The organism is Alteribacillus persepolensis (assembly GCF_900099605.1).
In the GTDB taxonomy this organism is placed as follows: domain Bacteria; phylum Bacillota; class Bacilli; order Bacillales; family Marinococcaceae; genus Alteribacillus; species Alteribacillus persepolensis.
In genome coordinates this window covers 197,768-216,835 of the sequence record NZ_FNDK01000001.1, presented here as the reverse complement: position 1 = coordinate 216,835, position 19,068 = coordinate 197,768, and the positions used below count along the sequence as shown (strand labels likewise).

The 19,068-nt window shown below is 41.9% G+C and carries 19 protein-coding genes; all 19 read right to left on the bottom strand.

The genetic code is table 11. From position 1 onward, the window contains the following. Window positions 1-30 precede the first annotated feature (30 nt). Window positions 31-825, bottom strand: a complete 795-nt coding sequence (flgG, locus tag BLT18_RS01060) for a flagellar basal body rod protein FlgG (protein ID WP_091270387.1) — start codon at window positions 823-825, stop codon at window positions 31-33. A gap of 59 nt (window positions 826-884) precedes the next feature. Next, on the bottom strand, window positions 885-1,397 hold the full coding sequence (gene flgD / locus BLT18_RS01055; RefSeq protein ID WP_091270385.1) for a flagellar hook assembly protein FlgD: 513 nt from the start codon (window positions 1,395-1,397) through the stop codon (window positions 885-887). A 9-nt stretch (window positions 1,398-1,406) separates the two neighbouring features. Then, window positions 1,407-2,831, bottom strand: a complete 1,425-nt coding sequence (locus tag BLT18_RS01050; RefSeq protein ID WP_175487324.1) for a flagellar hook-length control protein FliK — start codon at window positions 2,829-2,831, stop codon at window positions 1,407-1,409. Between the two features lie 10 nt (window positions 2,832-2,841). Next, window positions 2,842-3,411 (bottom strand): MotE family protein, encoded by a 570-nt coding sequence (locus tag BLT18_RS01045; protein WP_091270382.1) that lies wholly within the window; start codon window positions 3,409-3,411, stop codon window positions 2,842-2,844. 22 nt (window positions 3,412-3,433) lie between these two features. Then, entirely contained in the window at window positions 3,434-3,877 is a 444-nt protein-coding gene (fliJ, locus tag BLT18_RS01040; protein WP_091270377.1) for a flagellar export protein FliJ, read from the bottom strand. 11 nt (window positions 3,878-3,888) lie between these two features. Beyond that, complete coding sequence (fliI, locus tag BLT18_RS01035; RefSeq protein ID WP_091270376.1) at window positions 3,889-5,193, bottom strand: flagellar protein export ATPase FliI; 1,305 nt, start codon at window positions 5,191-5,193, stop codon at window positions 3,889-3,891. After that, window positions 5,180-5,989 carry a flagellar assembly protein FliH gene (gene fliH / locus BLT18_RS01030; RefSeq protein WP_175487323.1) on the bottom strand — a complete coding sequence of 270 codons (810 nt, stop codon included), beginning with the start codon at window positions 5,987-5,989 and terminating at the stop codon, window positions 5,180-5,182. Before fliH ends, fliI begins: the two co-directional genes overlap by 14 nt. Next, window positions 5,982-6,995 carry a flagellar motor switch protein FliG gene (gene fliG / locus BLT18_RS01025; protein ID WP_091270372.1) on the bottom strand — a complete coding sequence of 338 codons (1,014 nt, stop codon included), beginning with the start codon at window positions 6,993-6,995 and terminating at the stop codon, window positions 5,982-5,984. Before fliG ends, fliH begins: the two co-directional genes overlap by 8 nt. 12 nt (window positions 6,996-7,007) lie before the next feature. Beyond that, on the bottom strand, window positions 7,008-8,597 hold the full coding sequence (fliF, locus tag BLT18_RS01020; protein ID WP_091270371.1) for a flagellar basal-body MS-ring/collar protein FliF: 1,590 nt from the start codon (window positions 8,595-8,597) through the stop codon (window positions 7,008-7,010). Between the two features lie 42 nt (window positions 8,598-8,639). Next, window positions 8,640-8,948, bottom strand: a complete 309-nt coding sequence (gene fliE / locus BLT18_RS01015; protein WP_091270369.1) for a flagellar hook-basal body complex protein FliE — start codon at window positions 8,946-8,948, stop codon at window positions 8,640-8,642. A gap of 18 nt (window positions 8,949-8,966) precedes the next feature. Further along, a complete protein-coding gene (gene flgC, locus BLT18_RS01010) occupies window positions 8,967-9,434 on the bottom strand; it encodes a flagellar basal body rod protein FlgC (RefSeq protein WP_091271121.1) in 468 nt (155 codons plus the stop codon). A 3-nt stretch (window positions 9,435-9,437) separates the two neighbouring features. Continuing rightward, the gene (gene flgB, locus BLT18_RS01005) at window positions 9,438-9,833 is read right to left on the bottom strand and encodes a flagellar basal body rod protein FlgB (RefSeq protein WP_091270367.1); all 396 of its coding nucleotides are present in this window, start codon (window positions 9,831-9,833) and stop codon (window positions 9,438-9,440) included. Between the two features lie 553 nt (window positions 9,834-10,386). Then, entirely contained in the window at window positions 10,387-11,163 is a 777-nt protein-coding gene (gene codY, locus BLT18_RS01000; protein ID WP_091270365.1) for a GTP-sensing pleiotropic transcriptional regulator CodY, read from the bottom strand. A gap of 22 nt (window positions 11,164-11,185) precedes the next feature. Continuing rightward, window positions 11,186-12,577 (bottom strand): ATP-dependent protease ATPase subunit HslU, encoded by a 1,392-nt coding sequence (gene hslU, locus BLT18_RS00995; RefSeq protein ID WP_091270363.1) that lies wholly within the window; start codon window positions 12,575-12,577, stop codon window positions 11,186-11,188. Window positions 12,578-12,621: 44 nt separating this feature from the next. Then, a complete protein-coding gene (gene hslV / locus BLT18_RS00990) occupies window positions 12,622-13,158 on the bottom strand; it encodes an ATP-dependent protease subunit HslV (RefSeq protein WP_091271119.1) in 537 nt (178 codons plus the stop codon). A 24-nt stretch (window positions 13,159-13,182) separates the two neighbouring features. After that, window positions 13,183-14,100: a tyrosine recombinase XerC gene (locus BLT18_RS00985; protein WP_091270361.1), complete on the bottom strand. Its 918-nt coding sequence runs from the start codon at window positions 14,098-14,100 to the stop codon at window positions 13,183-13,185. 71 nt (window positions 14,101-14,171) lie between these two features. Further along, complete coding sequence (gene trmFO, locus BLT18_RS00980) at window positions 14,172-15,470, bottom strand: FADH(2)-oxidizing methylenetetrahydrofolate--tRNA-(uracil(54)-C(5))-methyltransferase TrmFO (protein ID WP_091270359.1); 1,299 nt, start codon at window positions 15,468-15,470, stop codon at window positions 14,172-14,174. A gap of 81 nt (window positions 15,471-15,551) precedes the next feature. Continuing rightward, a complete protein-coding gene (gene topA, locus BLT18_RS00975) occupies window positions 15,552-17,624 on the bottom strand; it encodes a type I DNA topoisomerase (RefSeq protein ID WP_091270357.1) in 2,073 nt (690 codons plus the stop codon). A gap of 275 nt (window positions 17,625-17,899) precedes the next feature. Further along, window positions 17,900-18,778 (bottom strand): DNA-processing protein DprA, encoded by an 879-nt coding sequence (dprA, locus tag BLT18_RS00970; protein WP_091270356.1) that lies wholly within the window; start codon window positions 18,776-18,778, stop codon window positions 17,900-17,902. Window positions 18,779-19,068 lie beyond the last annotated feature (290 nt).

Below are 19,068 nucleotides of genomic sequence, written 5' to 3'. Positions count from 1 at the left end.
GGTTCATACCTCCTTTAATGAAAATCAGCACTATCGTTTTAAGTTCATGAGTTCCTGCAGGACTTCATCGGCGGTTGTAATGCCGCGTGTATTAGCCTGGAAACCGCGCTGAGCCACAATCATTTCCGTAAATTCTTCGGAGAGATCTACGTTCGACATTTCAAGCGTTCCTGGAACTAATATTCCTGCCCCACCTTCACCAGGCAATTCCTCTGCTGGCTCCCCCGAGTTAGCTGACGCTTGATATAAATTGTCACCTGCCTTTTCTAAGCCTTCTGGATTATCGAATTGAGCCAATGCTATTTGACTACCTTCTTCCAAATCTCCATCCTCGATATATGATATTTGTCCATTTTCACCAATGCTAAAGCTTTCTGCTTCTATTGGGATGCTTAAAGGAACATCGCCGTCCTCTCCTACTAAATAAAAACCGTCACCATTGACGATATTTCCTTCTTCATCCAAATAAAAATTGCCCGCTCTCGTATAAAAGGTTTGGTCATCCTCATCTGCAACTTGGAAGAAACCGTCACCGGAAATTCCTAAGTCAAGCTCACGGTTCGTGTTTTGCAAACTGCCTTGCGTGTGTATTGTGTCAATTGTTCCTAATTGTGTTCCTAATCCGATTTGACGCGGATTCACACCACCACGTACATCTGTTGGAGCAGTAGCACCAGCAATTTGCTGGCTGACCATATCTTTAAACGTCGCTCTTCCTTTTTTAAACCCAAATGTGTTCACATTTGCAATGTTATTGCCGGTTACGTCAAGTTTCTGCTGAAAGTTTTTCATACCGGAAATTCCAGAATACATAGACCGAAGCATATTCTCATCTCTCCCTTTTCTTTCATTCTGTCCTTGCTGAAGCTGTTATTTGTTCTTCTCTACTCTTGAGAAGATTCTGTGTTATCCACTTCTTCGCTGTTTTCCTCTTCTTCTGCCGCGATATTGCCTACCTGTACAAGCTGGCCGCTGTTAATCCAGCGGTTATCTTCTAACAGCAGCCGAATGTTGCCGTCGCCGTCTCGTTTCACAGACGTGACGGTACCTATCTCTTCTTCAGTGCCAGTTACTAATCCGTCTGTTTCAATGGTTCTTTCCCAAATAATATTTTCACCAATCAATTCACTATGTTGAACGAGTGAGCCGTTTTGGTTCGCTTGAACAAACTGTTCAAGCTGTGTTGACATATTCGTCATTTGTTCTAAAGAGGAAAACTGTGCCATTTGTGAAACGAATTCTTTGTCGTCCATCGGGTTTAACGGATCTTGATTTTGCAGCTGTACCATCAGTATTTTTAAAAAATCATCTTTTCCTAACATGCCGGCGCTTTCTTCTTTAACAACTGGTGCTTGCTTTGACGGCAAGGCGTATGTCTCTTGAATGGAATTGCTCACATTTATCACCTACACTTGTTCATGAAAAGTCAGCTCGTCTAACATGTCCTGAAACGCATCGTGATCTTCTTCGGGTTGGTTTTGTTCATGGCTGTCTTTTCGGCTGCGTTCCCTTTGTTCGTGATGTTTCTCTTCGCTTTCTTGTTGTAAATAGGAAAGCTGCTGCTGTGAAATATCAATACGGTCTACACTTATATTTTGCTGTACAAATGCCTGACGCAGCTGTTGCAGGCTCTGCTCTATCATGTCTTTGGCTGCTTTTGTTGTAGTTAACAGCTGGGCTGTCATTTGTCCGTTTTGTTGAACGAGTTTCACATCCACACGTCCAAGGTGTTCAGGATGAAGTTTCATAGACAATTCTTGTGTCCCATTTTTCAATGTTTGTAATTGACTTTTCCCTAAAACGTTTTGAAATTGGCGCACAAACTCTTGGCCTCTTGCATGCTCACTTTTTTGTTCTCCCACGTGGACTGCCATTTGCTGCACATTCGTCAATGTTCCATCTGTCCTCTGCCAAGAGTTGCTGCTGGTGTTATTGAATGGACTGTATGATGGATCTTTTGTCTGTCCATCTCGCTGCAAGAGCTGCTGCAGATAATCTGTTTGCTCTTTTGCATATGGTAGTGAAGAAAAAGTTTGTCCTCGCATTTGTGAGCTGCCGCTAGATAATAAAAGCTGTTCTATCCGTTGTGCGCGACTGATGTTTGCTTGCTGCAATGAAGGGAAAGGAGATACGTTGCTTCCTTCCAGGCTGCGCAGCACACTCAATAATTGCTCGAGCGATGGTGTTTTTCCCGCCGTATTCGCATGCAGCGACTGCCGCAGCTGTTCGACAACCTGCTTGCTTTGAACCGCCTCTGTGTCTTTGTGCATAAGAGCAGCTGCTAAAGAATCAACTGCTTTTGACAGCGGCTCGTCTGCAGGTATTTGATTCTGTCCGTTTGCTTCCATTTGGTTTACGACCGCAAGCCATCCAGCCAGCACTTCACTGACGTGTTGTTGACTGGTCACATTATGACTGCCTTCTGTGGCGGATGCAGCGAACGCGCTCATAATATGATCGAGTACCTCTTGTGTATCATTTTGTTGAAACTGCCCAGCTATATCTTGCAATTCCAGCGGCAGCTGCTGAAACAATTCGCCTAGCTCATTACTCCAAGAAAACGTAGATGATTGTTCAAACAATTGATGCAATTCTTCAGAAAACGAATGAACAAGCTCTTCACTATGTTTAAACATATTCAAAAGTGCCTCTGGAGACAAAGGTTCCTCTTTTGCTGATATACTTTGCTCTTGTTCAGAAGAAGCAAGCATTTGACTGAGCACTTGAAAAAAAGCGCTCTTCCCCTCTTCTGTTGCTGCTTGTTTTTGGTTTCGCGCAGGTTCAGATGAGACAGACTGCAGTGTATGTATCATTCCTGGAATCATCGGCATCGCTGGCTTTTCACCTCCCTTCCAATGCATTCATCACATTTGCTGCGCGTTCGGGCTCCATCTTGCCGATAATAGCAGCTCTTGCTTTGGAATCCATTTCTGCCATATGCCGAAGCACCGTTTCCATTTCAAGTTCGGACAAAATATCAGCAGCTGCCCCTGTCGACATATTGTCATACACTTCTGCCAGCTCTTGTAACTCTATGCTTGTTTGCTCGCGGTCTGTTCTTTCTGCTTCCAGCTCCAGTTCTGCCTCCTCTAACGCTTCTTCTAATTGAGCAATTGCTTTTTCTTTTTCCTCCAACTCTAAAGCAAGCCGGTTTATTTCCTGCTCTTTTCCTGCTAATTCTTCTGCTTGCTTTTGTACTTCATTAACTTCCTTTGTTTCATTTTCTTCTTCTGTAAAAGATGAAAGAACAGGCACAGATTGTGCTGCGCTTCTTCCCAGATCTATGACGTGAACACCAGCAAACGATAAAAGTATTCCGGCCATCACGACGGCAAATACAATAGGAATAACAACCAACAGCAAAAATCCTTGCCATTTGCTGTTTTTCCTTCCCTTTGTTTGTTTTGGCATATTCTCTCACCTAATTCTTTATCTATAATTGCTGCAGCACAAATCGTTGTTGAGATAATTCATCCATCTGTTCTTCTTCTCTTTTTTTCGACTCTTGCCAATATTCCTGCTCTTGCCACTCCTTGACTTTATCGTACTTTTTCCATTCTACAGATGCACTTTGCAGTTCCAGCTCTTTTTGGTACATCGCATTTCTAGCCTGGCTGGTCTGCTGTTGAATGTGCTGAATAGCTCGATCTGTTTGAAGGACAAGCTGTTCGTTTGTTTGCAGCTCTTGAATTGTCATTCCTGTTTTTACTTTGCTTTTATTTGCTGCCTCCATCGTTTCTTTTTGTTTTAACAGTTCATACAGTTTTGTAGCTTTTTCCTCAAATTGCGTCACCGTACGCTGATATTCTTGTTCTTTTGCAGCTTTTTCGCTTTCTTTGACTTCTAAAATCTTTTGAAAAGAATATTGAAAAGACATGGACCTTCTCCTTATGTAAACTGCTTTTCTAACAGGTTTATTGTTTCTTCAAAAGGATGTGTATCATCATTGGACTGCTGTAAAAAACGATTCATCGCCGGGTAAAGTTTCACTGCTTGGTCTATAGCTTTCGATGAACCTTTTTTATATGCACCAATATTTATTAAGTCTTCTGATTCACGATACGCAGACAAATATTGACGAAAATTCTCTGCAGCCTGACGATGGCTCTTATGTACAATGTCTCCCATCACTCTGCTGACGCTTTTTAAAACGTTAATAGCCGGGTAATGGCCTTTGTCGGCCAATTTCCGGTCCAAAACAAGGTGGCCATCTAATATCCCCCGAACGGCATCAGCAATAGGCTCATTTAAGTCATCGCCATCGACCAGTACTGTGTAAAAAGCAGTAATGGACCCATTCTCACTCGTGCCAGAACGTTCTAATAAACGTGGAAGCAATGCAAACACAGATGGTGTATACCCCTTCGTTGCCGGCGGTTCCCCAATAGCTAAGCCAATTTCACGCTGCGCCATCGCAAATCGAGTTACTGAATCCATCATTAAATTGACATGCATACCTTGATCTCGAAAGTACTCGGCAATCGCAGTGGCTGTCATCGCTCCTTTTATGCGCATAAGCGCCGGCTGGTCCGATGTGGCAACGACAAGTACGGAACGTTTCATACCTTCTTCACCAAGATCTCTTTCAATGAAGTCTTTCACTTCCCGCCCTCTCTCTCCAATTAATGCAATCACATTGATATCTGCTTCAGAATGTCTTGTAATCATCGACAACAACGTACTCTTCCCAACACCGCTGCCCGCAAAGATTCCAACGCGCTGACCCTTTCCCACTGTTAAGAGCCCATCAATCGCTTTAATGCCAAGTGACAGAGGAGTATCGATACGCGGACGCAGTAAAGGGTTAGGAGGTGCGGTTTCTGTTGCAACAGATGTCAACCCTTCCGCCAGCTGCTCTCCATCAAGCGGACGCCCGCTTCCATCGAGTACTTTCCCAATAATAGCTTGACCCGCTTTTACTTGCAGTGGCTTTCTCGTTGCTTCTACTAAACAGCCTGGGCCGATATCAAATGTTTGCCGCAGAGGCATAAGCAGCACTTTTTCCTCTTTAAAACCAACCACTTCTGCCATTGCTGGTTCTTGCTTTTCATGTGGATAAAGCAAACAGATATCTCCAATTGCTGTTTTAGGCCCAAGCGATTCAATCGTTAACCCTACCACGCGTGTAACTTTGCCAAATTGTTTATATGGATTTAAGTTTTTGACGACTTCGATTAAATCAGCTGCTTTCATTCGTTCCACCCTCTTGCAAAACTTCTTCTAGCTTTGTTTTCAGTTCTTGCAGCTGACTGTCTATGGACGCATCCACACGGCCGTAAGAGGTCTCAATAATGCATTGATTGTCATCCAGCTGGCTGTCTGGCAAAACAATTAACTCCTTGGAGTGCGGCAGCTGTGACTCTAGCTCCATCCGTTCATGATTGGTTTGGGAGAATCGAGAGGCGGACACATAAACAGTAACCTCTTCGTGGTCTTTTACTTCTTGCAGCACATTTTTCACAATGTCTGTCCATGTATCATCATTCTTTTGCAGCGATGTATAAACGATGCGGTTAGCCACCTCAAATGCTAAGTCTAGTATGACTGGTTCTGCTTTTGTTACATAATCGTTATAAGCTGCTTTTGCAGCACGTATGACATCTTGTGCTTCTTGTACGGCTTTGTCATATGAAGCTTGTCCGGCTGTTTCACCTTGTTTATACCCTTTGTTGTATCCTTCTGCCTTCGCATTCTCAAAGGCTGATTCAATCCGTTGCTTCGATGCCTGTTCTTCTTCGCTGATAAGCTTGCGCGCTTGATTTACTTCTGCTTGCGCCTCTTGTTTCATTTTCTCTATTTCTTGTTTCTGTTTTTCTATCTGCTCATATTTTTGTTGAAGACGCTGTTCTTTCGTTCGCACCACTTGCTCTTTCGCATCGGGAAAATTTGTTTCCGCCTCTTGTTTTTGCCCGACCGGTCTTAGCTGAATCGGCTTTTTTTCTAGTGTTAGTGACGGGCTTTGGTGAGCTGCTTTAATCAGCCTAGACAATAATATCATCTCCTCCGCCGCGGGCTACGACGATTTCACCATTTTCTTCTAAACGTCGAATCACAGAGACAATTCTCGTTTGTGATTCTTCGACATCACGAAGGCGCACCGGTCCCATGAATTCCATTTCTTCTTTGAATGTTTCAGCCATCCGCTGTGACATATTGCTAAATACCAGCTCTTTAACTTCTTCACTTGCTGCTTTCATAGACAGCTGCAAATCTTCGTTTTCCACGTCACGGATGACACGTTGAATGGAACGATTATCAAGTGTAACGATATCTTCAAATACAAACATACGCTTTTTAATTTCTTCTGCTAAATCAGGGTCTTGAACTTCTAAAGAGTCAAGAATTCTCCGTTCAGTTGAGCGGTCTACACTATTTAACACTTCTACAACAGATTCAATCCCTCCCGCTTCTGTGTAGTCTTGCGTGACTGTTGCCGATAACTTTTGTTCCAAGACACTTTCTACTTCATTTACAATCTCCGGCGACGTACTGTCCATTTCTGCAATACGCTTAGCTACATCGGCCTGCACTTCTTCTGGAAGTTCCGACAGTATTTGGCCGGCTTGCACCGACTCTAAATACGACAAAATCAATGCTATCGTTTGTGGATGTTCATTTTGGATAAAATTCAATATCTGAGACGGATCTGCTTTTCTCGCAAAATCAAACGGTTTTACTTGTAATGTTGATGTCAGCCGGTTAATGACCTGCATAGCTTCATTTTCGCCCAGCGCTTTTTCCAGTACGCTTTTGGCATAGCCTATACCGCCTTGTGAAATATAATCTTGGGCAACAGCAATTTGATAAAATTCTTCCAGCACTTCTTCTTTCGTATTACTGTCAACTTTACGAACGTTTGCAATTTCAAGAGTTAATTTTTCAATCTCCTCTTCACTCAAATACTTATATGCTTGTGCGGAAACGTCGGGGCCAAGAGAAATCAGGAGCATCGCTGCTTTCTGTTTTCCGCTTAATGCATCTTTTGATTGCGCCACAACGACAACCTCCTAATCATCGGACAGCCAGGTCCGAAGTAGTTTCGAAAATTCTTCAGGATTTTCCTGTGCTAGTTTTTCTAATTGCTTACGTCTTGTTGCTTGCTCGCTGTCTTCGTCACCTTGCAGTTCTGGAATTTCTTCTTCGGCTACGATTTCGTCCATATTAATATCTTCGCTGCTCTCTTCCTCCCGCCTGCGTCTAACAAGCATCATCAGCAAAATAATGACTGCTGCAGCTAATACACCTGCGATAATATACATCCATAAAGGAATTGTATCCTGCTCGGTTGGATCGATGTCCATTTTACCGTCAAAGGAGTGAGAAGAGACCACAATATTTTCATTGATAATATCTTCTTGTGTTACATCTTCTAAATATGTTTCATCGATGCTTGTTGTAACCACTGTACTTAAAATTTGTTCTACATCATTCATAATTTGCGGGTCAAGTGACGCAGGATCCTCTGGGTCGGGTGGTTCGACCATTACTTGAATACCTACATCACGAATTTTATATGGACTTTCTACAATTTCTCTATGTATTCGATTCACTTCGTTATTGATTCTCTCTTCTGTACGCTCATAATCCCCGTCCCCAAATCCTGCACCTGCCGGATAATTCACAACATCTTCTTCTCCAGCTCCTGGCACGCCGTCTTCGGCCATCTCTCCTTCATATGTTTCGGTAATTCGTTCCGCGCTGACTTCGATTCCTTCCATGTTTTCTTCATCAACAGGTTCTATCAGTGCTTCTTCTCGATTTTCTTGTGTGAAATCTATATCTGTCGTTACTGAAACAATGACTTTATCCCGGCCCATGATGGTGCCTAACATCTGTTGAATTTGTGACTGGAGGTCTTTTTCAATATCTTCCTGAATGCTGCGCTGTTCTTCGTATGCATTTAATGTTGATTGAGCAGCATCTTGATTTTCATAATCTAAATGCTCAAATCTATCATTCATAATGACAATATTATCTACAGAGAGGTTTGGGACGCTTTTGGATACAAGGTGATACAAAGCTTGAACTTCCTGCTGATCCATGACGTTTGTGCTTGTGCCGATGACTACTGACGCAGACGCTTGTTCGTTCGTTTCAGCTACCCAGGTCGACTCTTCAGGCAGCGTAATCATTACGTTTGCGGCATTTACCCCTTCTATATTTTGGATAAGGCCTTCAAGCTCTGTCTGCATGGCAGCTCTTTCCATAACATTAAACTCATTATCTGTCATGCCAAATCCCATTTGGTCTTCAATAAATGTATAATCGATAGAACCACTTTCAGGTATTCCTTCCGCAGCTAAATCGACTTTTAAAGAATCAACTTGTGTTTCAGGAACACGAATGGTTGATCCGTTATCTGTTAACTCTGAAGGAATCCCCCTTGCATCCAGCGTTTCTTTGATTTGACCGCTTTCTTCAGCTGTTAAATCAGAATAAAGCGGAGCATAATTTGTGCGAGTTCCAAAGAAAATAACGAGGGAAATAATGAGGAAAAAGAGAATAAAACATCCTATGATAAGTCCTTTTTGTACATTTGTTCGATTGCTCCAATAGTCTAGTGTTTGATTCTTTATGTGCAAAACCTTCTCTTTCATGGGTCCTCCCGACTGCAAAAACTCCCTGACCAGGCGGGTGTGCTATACTTGCATCCGCATGATCTCCCGGTAAGCTTCTTGTGCTTTATTTCTTATTTCAATCGTTGTTTGAAGTGTGACACTTGCTTTTTCCGCTGTAACCATCACTTCGTGAAGATCCTCCACGTCACCAGCTGCTAACTTCGATGTCATTTCATTGGATGCATGCTGTGCTTTATTCACCTCGTTCAGTGCATCATTTAGCGCGTTCTTAAATGACTGTTGTGCTTGAGCCGGCGTTTTTCTTGTACTCTCTTGTGTTTTTTCAAAAAAAGCATGATTATGCAGACTGTTTGTCACATAATTATTCATCGGCTGACCTCCTTCAATTTATTGACTTCTACCGATTTCAAGTGCTTTTAACATCATATTTTTTGATGCATTCATGCTCGTAATGTTTGCCTCGTATGAACGAGTCGCCCCCATCATATTAACCATTTCTTTTAACGGATCGACATTTGGCATTTCTACAAAACCATCGTCACCCGCATCAGGATGGTCAGGTTGATAAACCTGCCGAAATGGCGTTTGATCTTCCACAATACGATTAATTTGCACCCCGTCACCATGAGAACCAGCAGCTGACGCTTCTGTTTTTGCTTGTGACAGCATACTTGAAAAATCCAATTGCTTTGGAGACATTGTGACCATTTTTCTTCGGTACGGTTCCCATTCTCCATCTACAAGACGTCCTCTCGTCGCATCAGCATTTGCTAGATTCGCAGAAGTAACATCCATACGCAAACGTTGTGCTGTAAGAGCAGAAGCCGATATATTTATCCCATCAAATAGTCCCAACATTTATCTTCCTCTCACTGCTGTTTTTAAACTGTTAAACTTGCTGCTTATACGATCTGTTAATGCATTGTAATAGATTTGATTTTTTGCTGACTGAGACATTTCTTTATCAATATCCACATTATTGCCATTGTGATGATACATCGTCTGGCTGTGTGTTGAAAAAAATGGTTTACTGGACTGACCACTAAACTCGAAATGGCGCGGGTTGGTCCGATTCGCCTGTATCGTCTGTTCTTGCAGCGCATTGGTTAATGTGTGCTTAAAATTGGCGCGTTTTGCTTTATAGTTTGGTGTGTCTACATTCGCAATATTATTTGCAATCGTTTTTTGCCGTAAGGCCGCCCCTTTCAAGCCATTCTCTAGCTGTTGAAACGTAGCAGAGTCAAACAGTCCCATATTCACACCTCTTTTTTCCTATTCAAATCTGAAACTTTTCATACTTAAGTCGAATTTTCTCGATTCCGCTATCATTCCCTATCAAAAATTAATGGTTATTTTAGTCTTTCATGCCTAAATTGTATAAAAATTAACGGGATTTGTCTAACCTTGTCAAAAAATTCTTGTTGTTTTTCTATTTTTTCTTTCCATGCCGCTTCTTTTTAATACGACTATAGACCCATTGGAGGATATATATTCTTTTTAAGGAAATGATATCCATCAATCCATATGTCATTGTAACCCCAGTACAAACCAATTGTTAAGCCATTTTTATTAAATTTTTTGTAAATCGACTAGCTCTTCACAAATTCATCATATAATCCTTTTGTCATGATTTTTTTGGTTTTATCGCAGATATACACCCCTGCCATATTCACATATTGTTAGCAGGCACTCTAGCACGTATTTATAACAGCAAATGAAAAGGTTCTAAATCAAATATTGTAGAGCCAAAAAAAAAGAGAAAGATTTTATTCATCTTTCTCTTACTTATCGTCTCTTCTGTATAAAATTATGCTTTTACTTTCTCTAATTCATATAAAAATTTATCGTTTAATACTTTAATATATGTTCCCTTCATCCCAAGAGAACGGGATTCAATAACACCGGCACTTTCGAGCTTTCTTAACGCGTTTACAATCACAGAACGTGTTATCCCGACACGATCAGCAATTTTACTGGCTACTAACAGACCTTCATTGCCTTCTAGTTCTTCAAATATATGCTCTACTGCTTCAAGTTCACTGTAAGACAAGGAACTGATTGCCATCTGCACAACAGCTTTACTGCGTGCTTCTTCTTCAATTTCTTGTGTTTTCTCATGAAGAATTTCCATGCCAACAACTGTCGCACCATACTCTGCTAACACAAGATCATCATTTTCAAACGTATCGTTCAGCCTTGCTAAAACGAGTGTCCCTAACCGCTGACCACCGCCGATAATTGGTACAACCGTTGTCAAACCAGAGCTGAACAATTCTTTGCTTTCTTCTGGAAATGCTGTGAATTCACTATTAACGTCCAAGTTAGAAGATGTCTCATCGATTTTAAACAATCCTGACGTATATTCTTCAGGAAACTGTCTTTGCTCTAACATTTCTTGCATACGTTCATTTTCAATCTCCTGCTTGATGGCATATCCTAATAATTTCCCGCGTCTGCTGACAACAAATACATTTGCTGAAATCACATCTCGAAGCGTTTCAGCCATGTCCTTAAAGTTTACGTGATCTCCTGCTGTTTTCTGCAACATGTCATTGATTTTTCGGCTTTTTTGTAACAAATCCATTTTATGTTTCCTCCTGTTTTTCTTATAAGATATAACGGCTCATGTCCCGATTTTTCGCGATGGTTGCTAGTTTTTCTTCCACATACTCTGGTGTAATCGTAATTGTCTCCATAGTGATATCTGGAGCTTCAAAGGATAAGTCTTCGAGCAGTCTCTCTAGCAATGTATGAAGCCGTCTTGCACCAATATTTTCGGTGTGTTGATTGACATCCTCAGCAATTTCAGCGAGTTTATGAACAGCATCGTCAGAAAATTCCACATTTATACCTTCCGTTTTCAATAAAGCCTGGTATTGTTTTAACAGCGCTTGATCAGGCTCTTGTAATATTTGTTTAAATTCAGCTGGGCCGAGGCTGTTTAATTCTACACGAATCGGAAATCTGCCTTGAAGTTCAGGAATTAAATCTGATGGTTTCGACATATGAAAAGCACCAGCAGCAATAAACAAAATGTGATCGGTTTTCACCGGTCCATACTTTGTTGTAATCGTGGAACCTTCCACAATAGGAAGAATATCGCGCTGAACACCTTCTCGTGAGACATCTGCACTATTTTGCTGTTTTCCCGCTACTTTATCAATTTCATCTATAAAGATGATACCCAGCTGCTCTGCCTTTGAAACAGCTAATTGGCTGACTTCATCCATATCGATTAACTTTTGGGCTTCTTGTTCAGTTAATACTTTTCTCGCATCCTGAACGGGAAGGCGCCGCTTCTTTTTCTTTTTCGGCATCATGCTGCCAAGCATTTCTTGCATGTTCATACCCATTTGTTCCATCCCTGAGCCTTGAAACATATCCATCATATTTGCCGCTTGTTCTTCTACTTCAATCGTAACCATGGAATCCTCTAATTCTCCAAGTGCAAGTTGATGTTCCACCTGTTTCCGTCTTTGCACAACAGACTGATCTTCTTCTTGGGTGTCTTCTGTTGTATCTTGTTGCTGCTGTTGAAATATCATCTCAAACGGATTCTTATAATTTTGTTGTTTTTTCTTTTTTGGCACGAGCAGTTTGACAAGTTTTTTGTTTGCTTCTTGTTCCGCCTGCTGGCGCACATCCTGCATTTTTTCTTCTTTCACAAGGCGGACAGAAGTATCAACCAAATCACGCACCATCGATTCCACGTCACGGCCAACATAGCCAACTTCAGTAAACTTGGTTGCTTCCACTTTCGTAAATGGCGCACCGGTAAGTTTTGCTAACCGTCTAGCGATTTCTGTTTTCCCAACACCAGTCGGTCCTATCATTAATATGTTCTTCGGAGTAATTTCCTCTCGCAGGCTTTCACTTAACTTACTTCTTCGGTAGCGATTGCGAAGAGCCACAGCCACAGAGCGTTTTGCTTCCTGTTGTCCGATAATATATTGATCAAGTTTCTCTACTATTTGTTTCGGCGTAAGCGGGGTTTCCATTTAGCATAATCCCCTTTCTTTTTTAAATTACATGACAGGTTTTTTTACAGTTCTTCTACAACGAGCTGGTCATTTGTGTACACACAAATATCTCCAGCTGTTTTTAAAGCTGCTTCAGCGATTTGTTTCGCTTCTAAGTGATTTGCGTGCTCTTTCAGGGCACGACCTGCAGCCAATGCGTAATTACCGCCAGATCCAATCGCAATAATTCCGTCATCAGGTTCAATTACTTCACCTGTGCCAGCGACAAGCAATAAACTTTCCTTGTTCATCACAACAAGCATTGCTTCCAGACGCCTTAACATTTTATCGCTACGCCATTCTTTAGCTAATTCTACCGCAGCCCGCTGCAGATTGCCATTCCACTGCTCCAGTTTTCCTTCAAACATGTCAAACAGTGTAAAAGCATCCGCAACCGAACCAGCAAAACCAGCAAGAACTTGATTGTTATAAATCTTTCGGACTTTTCGGGCTGTATGCTTCATGACGACCGCCTGCCCGAATGTTACTTGACCATCACCAGCCATGGCTCCTTTACCATTATGCTGCACGGCAAAAATTGTTGTTGCATGAAAGGACATATCCATGTGTCATCAACCTCTCTTTCAAGCTCTTGGATGGGCTGTTTGGTACACACGTTTCAATCTGTCATTGGTGACATGTGTATAAATCTGCGTGGTAGATAAGTGCTCATGGCCTAATAAATCCTGAACCGTGCGCAAATCAGCACCATTGTTTAATAAATGAGTGGCAAAGGTATGCCGCAAATCGTGAGGCGAAATATTTAATGTTTGAGAGATAGCCTTCACCCGCTTTTTAACAGTGTAACAAATACCTCTTTCAGTAAGCGGACCGCCATTGTTATTTAAAAACAGTGCATTTGTCTTCGCTGCCTGTTTTTTGGCTGACAGCTTTTTTCTGGCATTATTTTTATAATAAGCAATCGCCTCTAACGCAAAACTTCCAATCATGACATAGCGCTGTTTATTACCTTTTCCTTTCACCAATAACGTTGATAACTCTTCATCAATGTCATCTAACTCTATACGAGTACATTCGCTTACTCGAATGCCGCTTGCATAGAGCAGCTCAAAAATCGCAAGATCTCTTTGTTCTAACACGTTTTGGATATCAAAGGCATGAAACAACTGCAGCAATTCTTCCTCATATAAAAAGCGCGGCAGCGTGGACTCTTTCTTTGGCAGGCTCGAGACAGCAAAAATGTTCGTTTCTACATACTCTTCTCGTTTTAAATACTTGTAAAACGTACGTAACGCAGAAACTTTTCGCGCAACAGTCGCACGTTGATACGCTTTATTGTATAAATGGCTGAAATATGTCCGTGCGACGTAAGAATCTGCTTGCAGCGGGCTTGCTAAGCCTTCAGCTGCCAAAAACTCACGATAGTCCTGCAAGTCTTTTTCATACGCCCTTATTGTTTGTTCGGACGCATTTTTCTCCACTTGCAAATATCTTTTGAATGCGCGGGCTAGCTCCGAAAACGTGTACTTGGTTGCAGCCATTTTTTTCATCCTTTACACAAAAGCTACTAAATTCTAACATAGCAGGTTATCACAGGCAAGATAGTTAACGATTACTTCACAAAATTCTGAATGGCTCCCAATGCTCGCTCAGCTAATTTCTCATTTCGTTCTTTTTTATTTTTTATTTTTTCAGGAAGACGCGGCAGCAAACCAAAGTTTGCATTCATCGGCTGAAAATTATCAGGGTTCGCCGTCGTAATATATTGCGCGAGGCCGCCAATCACTGTTTCTTCTGGCAGTATTTCCAGCGGTTCTCCTTTTCTCAAACGTGCGGCGTTTCGGCCTGCAATCAGACCTGCTGCGGCTGATTCTACATATCCTTCAACTCCTGTAATTTGTCCGGCAAAAAAGAGATCTTCCCGCTTTTTGCTCTGGTACGTCGGCTCAAGCAAATTCGGCGAATTAATAAACGTATTGCGATGCATCACCCCATAGCGGACAATTTCAGCATTTTCTAAGCCAGGAATCATACGAACCACTTCTTTTTGCGGCCCCCACTTTATGTGCGTTTGAAACCCTACAATATTATAAAGTGTACCCGCTTGATTGTCTTGACGTAACTGTACAACTGCATGTGGACGCTCGCCTGTTTCCGGATGTTCAAGTCCGACCGGTTTCATCGGGCCGAATAACAATGTTTTTTTGCCGCGTTTTGCCATAACTTCTACTGGCATACAGCCTTCAAAGAATATTTCTTTTTCAAACTCCTTTAATGGAACTGTTTCGGCTTCTACCAGTGCTTCATAGAAACGATCAAATTCTTCTTCTGTCATTGGACAGTTAATGTAAGCTGCCTCTCCTTTATCATAGCGGGACTTTACATACGCTTGGTTCATATCAATGCTGTCGGTTTCAATAATCGGCGCCGCTGCATCATAGAAATACAAGTGGTCTTCACCACTTAATTCTCGAATGTTTTCAGATAAGCCTTCTGTTGTAAGAGGTCCCGTTGCGATAATAGTCGGTCCTTCTGGAATTTCTTGAATTTCTTCTTCATGCACACGAACATTATCATGTCCTTTAACTAGCTCCGTTACTTTTGCTGCAAATTCATGCCGGTCTACAGCAAGAGCCCCTCCTGCAGGAACAGAACATGCATCAGCTGCTCGAATAATGACCGAATCCAGCTGGCGCATTTCCTCTTTTAAAACACCAACTGCATTAGCCAGGCTGTTGCCTCTCAGGGAATTGCTGCAAACGAGCTCTGCAAATTTATCGGTGTGGTGTGCCGGCGTTTGTTTGTTTGGCCTCATTTCGTAAAGGTTCACCTGCACTCCCCGTTTGGCAAGCTGCCAAGCTGCTTCACTGCCAGCTAAACCAGCTCCAATGACATTTACTTCTACTGACATACGATGATTCCTCCTTTAGGTTTCGCAACGAACATAGGAAAACCCCCTTTTATCAAGGGGATCTTTTTCACAAATATATTGTTAGTTCGGTTCTTCTTTATAATCGCATTCGGTACATTGAACGGTGACGCCTTTTTTCGTTCTTTTCTCTACTAAGAGAGAACTGCATTTTGGACACGGCCGCGCAATCGGTTTGTCCCATGATACAAAATCACATTCAGGGTAACGGTCGCAGCCATAAAACTTACGCTGTTTTTTACTTTTTCGTTCAACGATGTTCCCCTCTTTACACTTAGGACATTTCACACCGATTTCTTTGACAATCGCCTTGGTATTACGGCAGTCTGGAAAATTCGAACACGCCATAAATTTTCCATATCGTCCCATTTTATATACCATCGGGCTTCCGCATTTCTCACAATCCTCACCGACCGGCTCATCCCGAATTTCTACTTCTTTCATTTCTTCTTCTGCCACTTTAAGGCGTTTTTCAAATCCTTGATAAAATTCATCGATAATCTGAATCCAATTTTGGCGCCCTTCTTCAATATAGTCAAGGTCGTTTTCCATTTTAGCGGTGAATTCCACATCTAAAATTTCTGGGAAAAACTCTGCCATCAGCTCTAATACAATTTCTCCGAGCTCTGTTGGAATGAAGCGTTTGTCTTCAAGTGCTACATAATTCCTTCGTTGAATGGTATCCAATGTTGGAGCATACGTAGATGGACGGCCAATGCCCATTTCTTCCATTGTTTTTACAAGACGTGCTTCCGTGTAACGAGGCGGCGGCTGAGTAAAATGCTGATTCTCTTGCAGCTTTTGTTTTTGAACAGTCTCGCCTTCTTTTAAATCAGGAAGAAATTTTTCTTTTTCTTTTTTTCCATCATCTCTGCCTTCAATATATACTTTCATAAAACCAGGAAATTTAATTTTAGAACCGTTAGCACGGAATGTGACACCGTTATTCTCTAAATCGACAGACATCGTGTCCATCACTGCCGGTGCCATTTCGCTTGCTACGAGTCTTTCCCAAATTAATTTGTACAACCGATACTGATCACGGCTTAAATACTGTTTAATACCTTTTGGGTCTTTCTCTACGCTCGTGGGGCGAATCGCTTCATGTGCATCCTGTGCATTATTATTTTGCTTATCTGCGCGCTTACCTTTGCGCGTATATTCCTCTCCAAACTTCTCTTCAATATAAGCCTTTGCTCCTTCTTTGGCGGTGTTGGAAATACGGGTCGAGTCGGTTCTCATATACGTAATCAAACCAATAGTGCCTTCTTTACCAATGTCGACCCCTTCATAAAGCTGTTGAGCCACCATCATTGTTTTCTTTGCTCGGAAATTCAGTTTGCGTGCTGCTTCTTGTTGAAGAGATGATGTCGTAAACGGCTGGACAGGATTTCGCTTCCGTTCTTTTTTCGTTACTTTTTTTATCGAAAATTCGCTGCCTTTTAAGCGCGAGAGAACCTCGTCAACCTCTTCTTTTGAGCCGAGCTCTCTCTTTTTCCCATCCATACCATAAAATTTCGCTTCAAATGTTTCTTTGTTATACGTAAAAGATCCGTCAATGCTCCAGTACTCTTTTGGAACAAACTCTTTGATTTCTTTTTCACGGTCAATAATCATTTTTACAGCAATAGACTGCACCCGGCCAGCACTCAGTCCTTTTTTTACTTTTTTCCAAAGCAACGGACTGATATTGTAACCAACTAAGCGGTCAAGTACCCGCCTGGCTTGCTGAGCATCAACCAAGTCCATATTAATAGGCCTTGGGTCTTTAAATGCATCTTTAATCGCACTTTTTGTAATTTCATTAAAGACAACCCGGCATTCGCTGTCTGCATCAATTCCTAAACTGTACGCTAAGTGCCAGGCAATTGCTTCTCCCTCACGGTCGGGGTCGGCAGCCAGATAAATTTTTTTTACTTTCTTTGCCGCCGTTTTTAGTTCTTTTAGAACAGGCCCCTTCCCTCGAATCGTTATATATTTTGGGGCATAATTATGTTCGACGTCAACTCCCGTTTGACTTTTCGGCAAATCGCGAACATGGCCCATGGAAGCTTTGACGATATATTTCTTCCCAAGATATTTACCGATTGTTTTTGCTTTAGCGGGAGATTCAACGATTACTAAATAATCTGCCATATCTCTTGTTTCCTCCCCCTTTGTTATTGAAAGAATTTTAAATATTATCATTCAGTTTAAGGTACTTTGTCAAATTGTATACATTCTTTTTTATAACAAACCGAACTATCTATATTACTGTCTCTCTTTTCTTCCGCTAAAAGAAAAATCACATCGCTGTTTATTTGGGAAACAAATCACAATCATTTTTTCACAGTTTATGTGCCCTGTCTACCCAAAATGTCTAGATTTTTTGTATGCAGTGAAAGGATTCTGCCTGTATGATACAGACATATTCATAATTTCTTCCATCTATCACACCATAAATCTTCGCTTTTCGCAACCAAAGCGGCTCCTTCAGATAGTAGTTCATTGGTTCCTTTAGACATAGGAGAAAAAATAGATCCCGGCAAAACACGAACATCACGGCCTTGTTCGAGTGCTTGATGTGCTGTAATTAATGAACCGCTGCGCTTTCCTGCTTCCGTGATAAACGTTATATCAGAAAGAGCACTAATAAGGCGGTTCCGCATTGGGAAATGCCATTTTCTTGGTGGGAGATCGGGGGGATATTCGCTGATGAGCAAATGTTTTGCTGCTAAAATGCCCGCAAGCTGCATGTTGCCTTTTGGGTAAATGTGGTCAAAGCCAGAGCCCAACACAGCAATCGTTGTGCCATGATGTTGTACGGCTAACATATGAGCATACGTATCTGTACCTGCAGCAAGACCGCTCACAATCGTCACACGTTCTTCTAGCAATGGCGGAAGCAGCACTCGCATCGCCATTTTTCCGTATTCAGTCAGTTTTCTTGTTCCTACGACTGCTAAGCTGTTTGCTGCGTGAAGAAGGTCGAGGTTGCCTTTTGCATATAAAATCCAGGGAGGATCGTGCATCTGTTTGAGACGTTCAGGGAATTGTGGGTGAAAAGGAGTCAAAACGTGGATATTGGCTTTTTTATAGTGATGCAGCTTTTCTGAAGGAGAACGTGAATGCAAAAAACGATAGAGAGATGCAGCTTGGCGGGGATTTAAGTGAAAAAAGCGGGAAAGGTGATGCGGGGGCATATGAAACGGCAGCTGAAACGTAGAGTCCTGCTGATAGACAGCCATCAGTCTTTTCCATGTCATAGCAGGTGCTTCATGTAATAATAGAAGTTTCTCAGTTAATGTCATACGTTCCTCCCTCTATAATGAATATAAAACAAGGGTTCATACAAATGTTGAGGACATAGCTGGTTTGTACATTAGGAATATTTCTCTTCGGTAAAGAATGAAAGGTTAAGAAAAGCATAAGCGCCCTGTAAAGAAGGAAGTTCAGCGAAGGTGACGGACACCCATTCTTGGAGCCCATCGGCAAGGTGAGTTTTTCTCATTTATGACCAGGAGATGGCGCAATCAGAGGAGACACTTGAGGGAAAAACAGCATTTAAAACTCGATTGTGATGGTATTCCCGGTGAACTTA

Coding starts and splice junctions, on each gene's coding strand:
- trmFO (WP_091270359.1), bottom strand. CDS start 15,470: ATGTCAGTAGAAGTAAATGTCATTGGAGCTGGTTTAGCTGGCAGTGAA.
- BLT18_RS00985 (WP_091270361.1), bottom strand. CDS start 14,100: ATGGCTGCAACCAAGTACACGTTTTCGGAGCTAGCCCGCGCATTCAAA.
- fliF (WP_091270371.1), bottom strand. CDS start 8,597: ATGAAAGAGAAGGTTTTGCACATAAAGAATCAAACACTAGACTATTGG.
- topA (WP_091270357.1), bottom strand. CDS start 17,624: ATGGCAGATTATTTAGTAATCGTTGAATCTCCCGCTAAAGCAAAAACA.
- hslV (WP_091271119.1), bottom strand. CDS start 13,158: ATGTCCTTTCATGCAACAACAATTTTTGCCGTGCAGCATAATGGTAAA.
- hslU (WP_091270363.1), bottom strand. CDS start 12,577: ATGGAAACCCCGCTTACGCCGAAACAAATAGTAGAGAAACTTGATCAA.
- fliI (WP_091270376.1), bottom strand. CDS start 5,193: ATGAAAGCAGCTGATTTAATCGAAGTCGTCAAAAACTTAAATCCATAT.
- BLT18_RS01045 (WP_091270382.1), bottom strand. CDS start 3,411: ATGCCAAAACAAACAAAGGGAAGGAAAAACAGCAAATGGCAAGGATTT.
- BLT18_RS01050 (WP_175487324.1), bottom strand. CDS start 2,831: ATGCCGATGATTCCAGGAATGATACATACACTGCAGTCTGTCTCATCT.
- codY (WP_091270365.1), bottom strand. CDS start 11,163: ATGGATTTGTTACAAAAAAGCCGAAAAATCAATGACATGTTGCAGAAA.
- flgB (WP_091270367.1), bottom strand. CDS start 9,833: ATGGGACTGTTTGACTCTGCTACGTTTCAACAGCTAGAGAATGGCTTG.
- dprA (WP_091270356.1), bottom strand. CDS start 18,778: ATGACATTAACTGAGAAACTTCTATTATTACATGAAGCACCTGCTATG.
- fliE (WP_091270369.1), bottom strand. CDS start 8,948: ATGAATAATTATGTGACAAACAGTCTGCATAATCATGCTTTTTTTGAA.
- flgG (WP_091270387.1), bottom strand. CDS start 825: ATGCTTCGGTCTATGTATTCTGGAATTTCCGGTATGAAAAACTTTCAG.
- fliJ (WP_091270377.1), bottom strand. CDS start 3,877: ATGTCTTTTCAATATTCTTTTCAAAAGATTTTAGAAGTCAAAGAAAGC.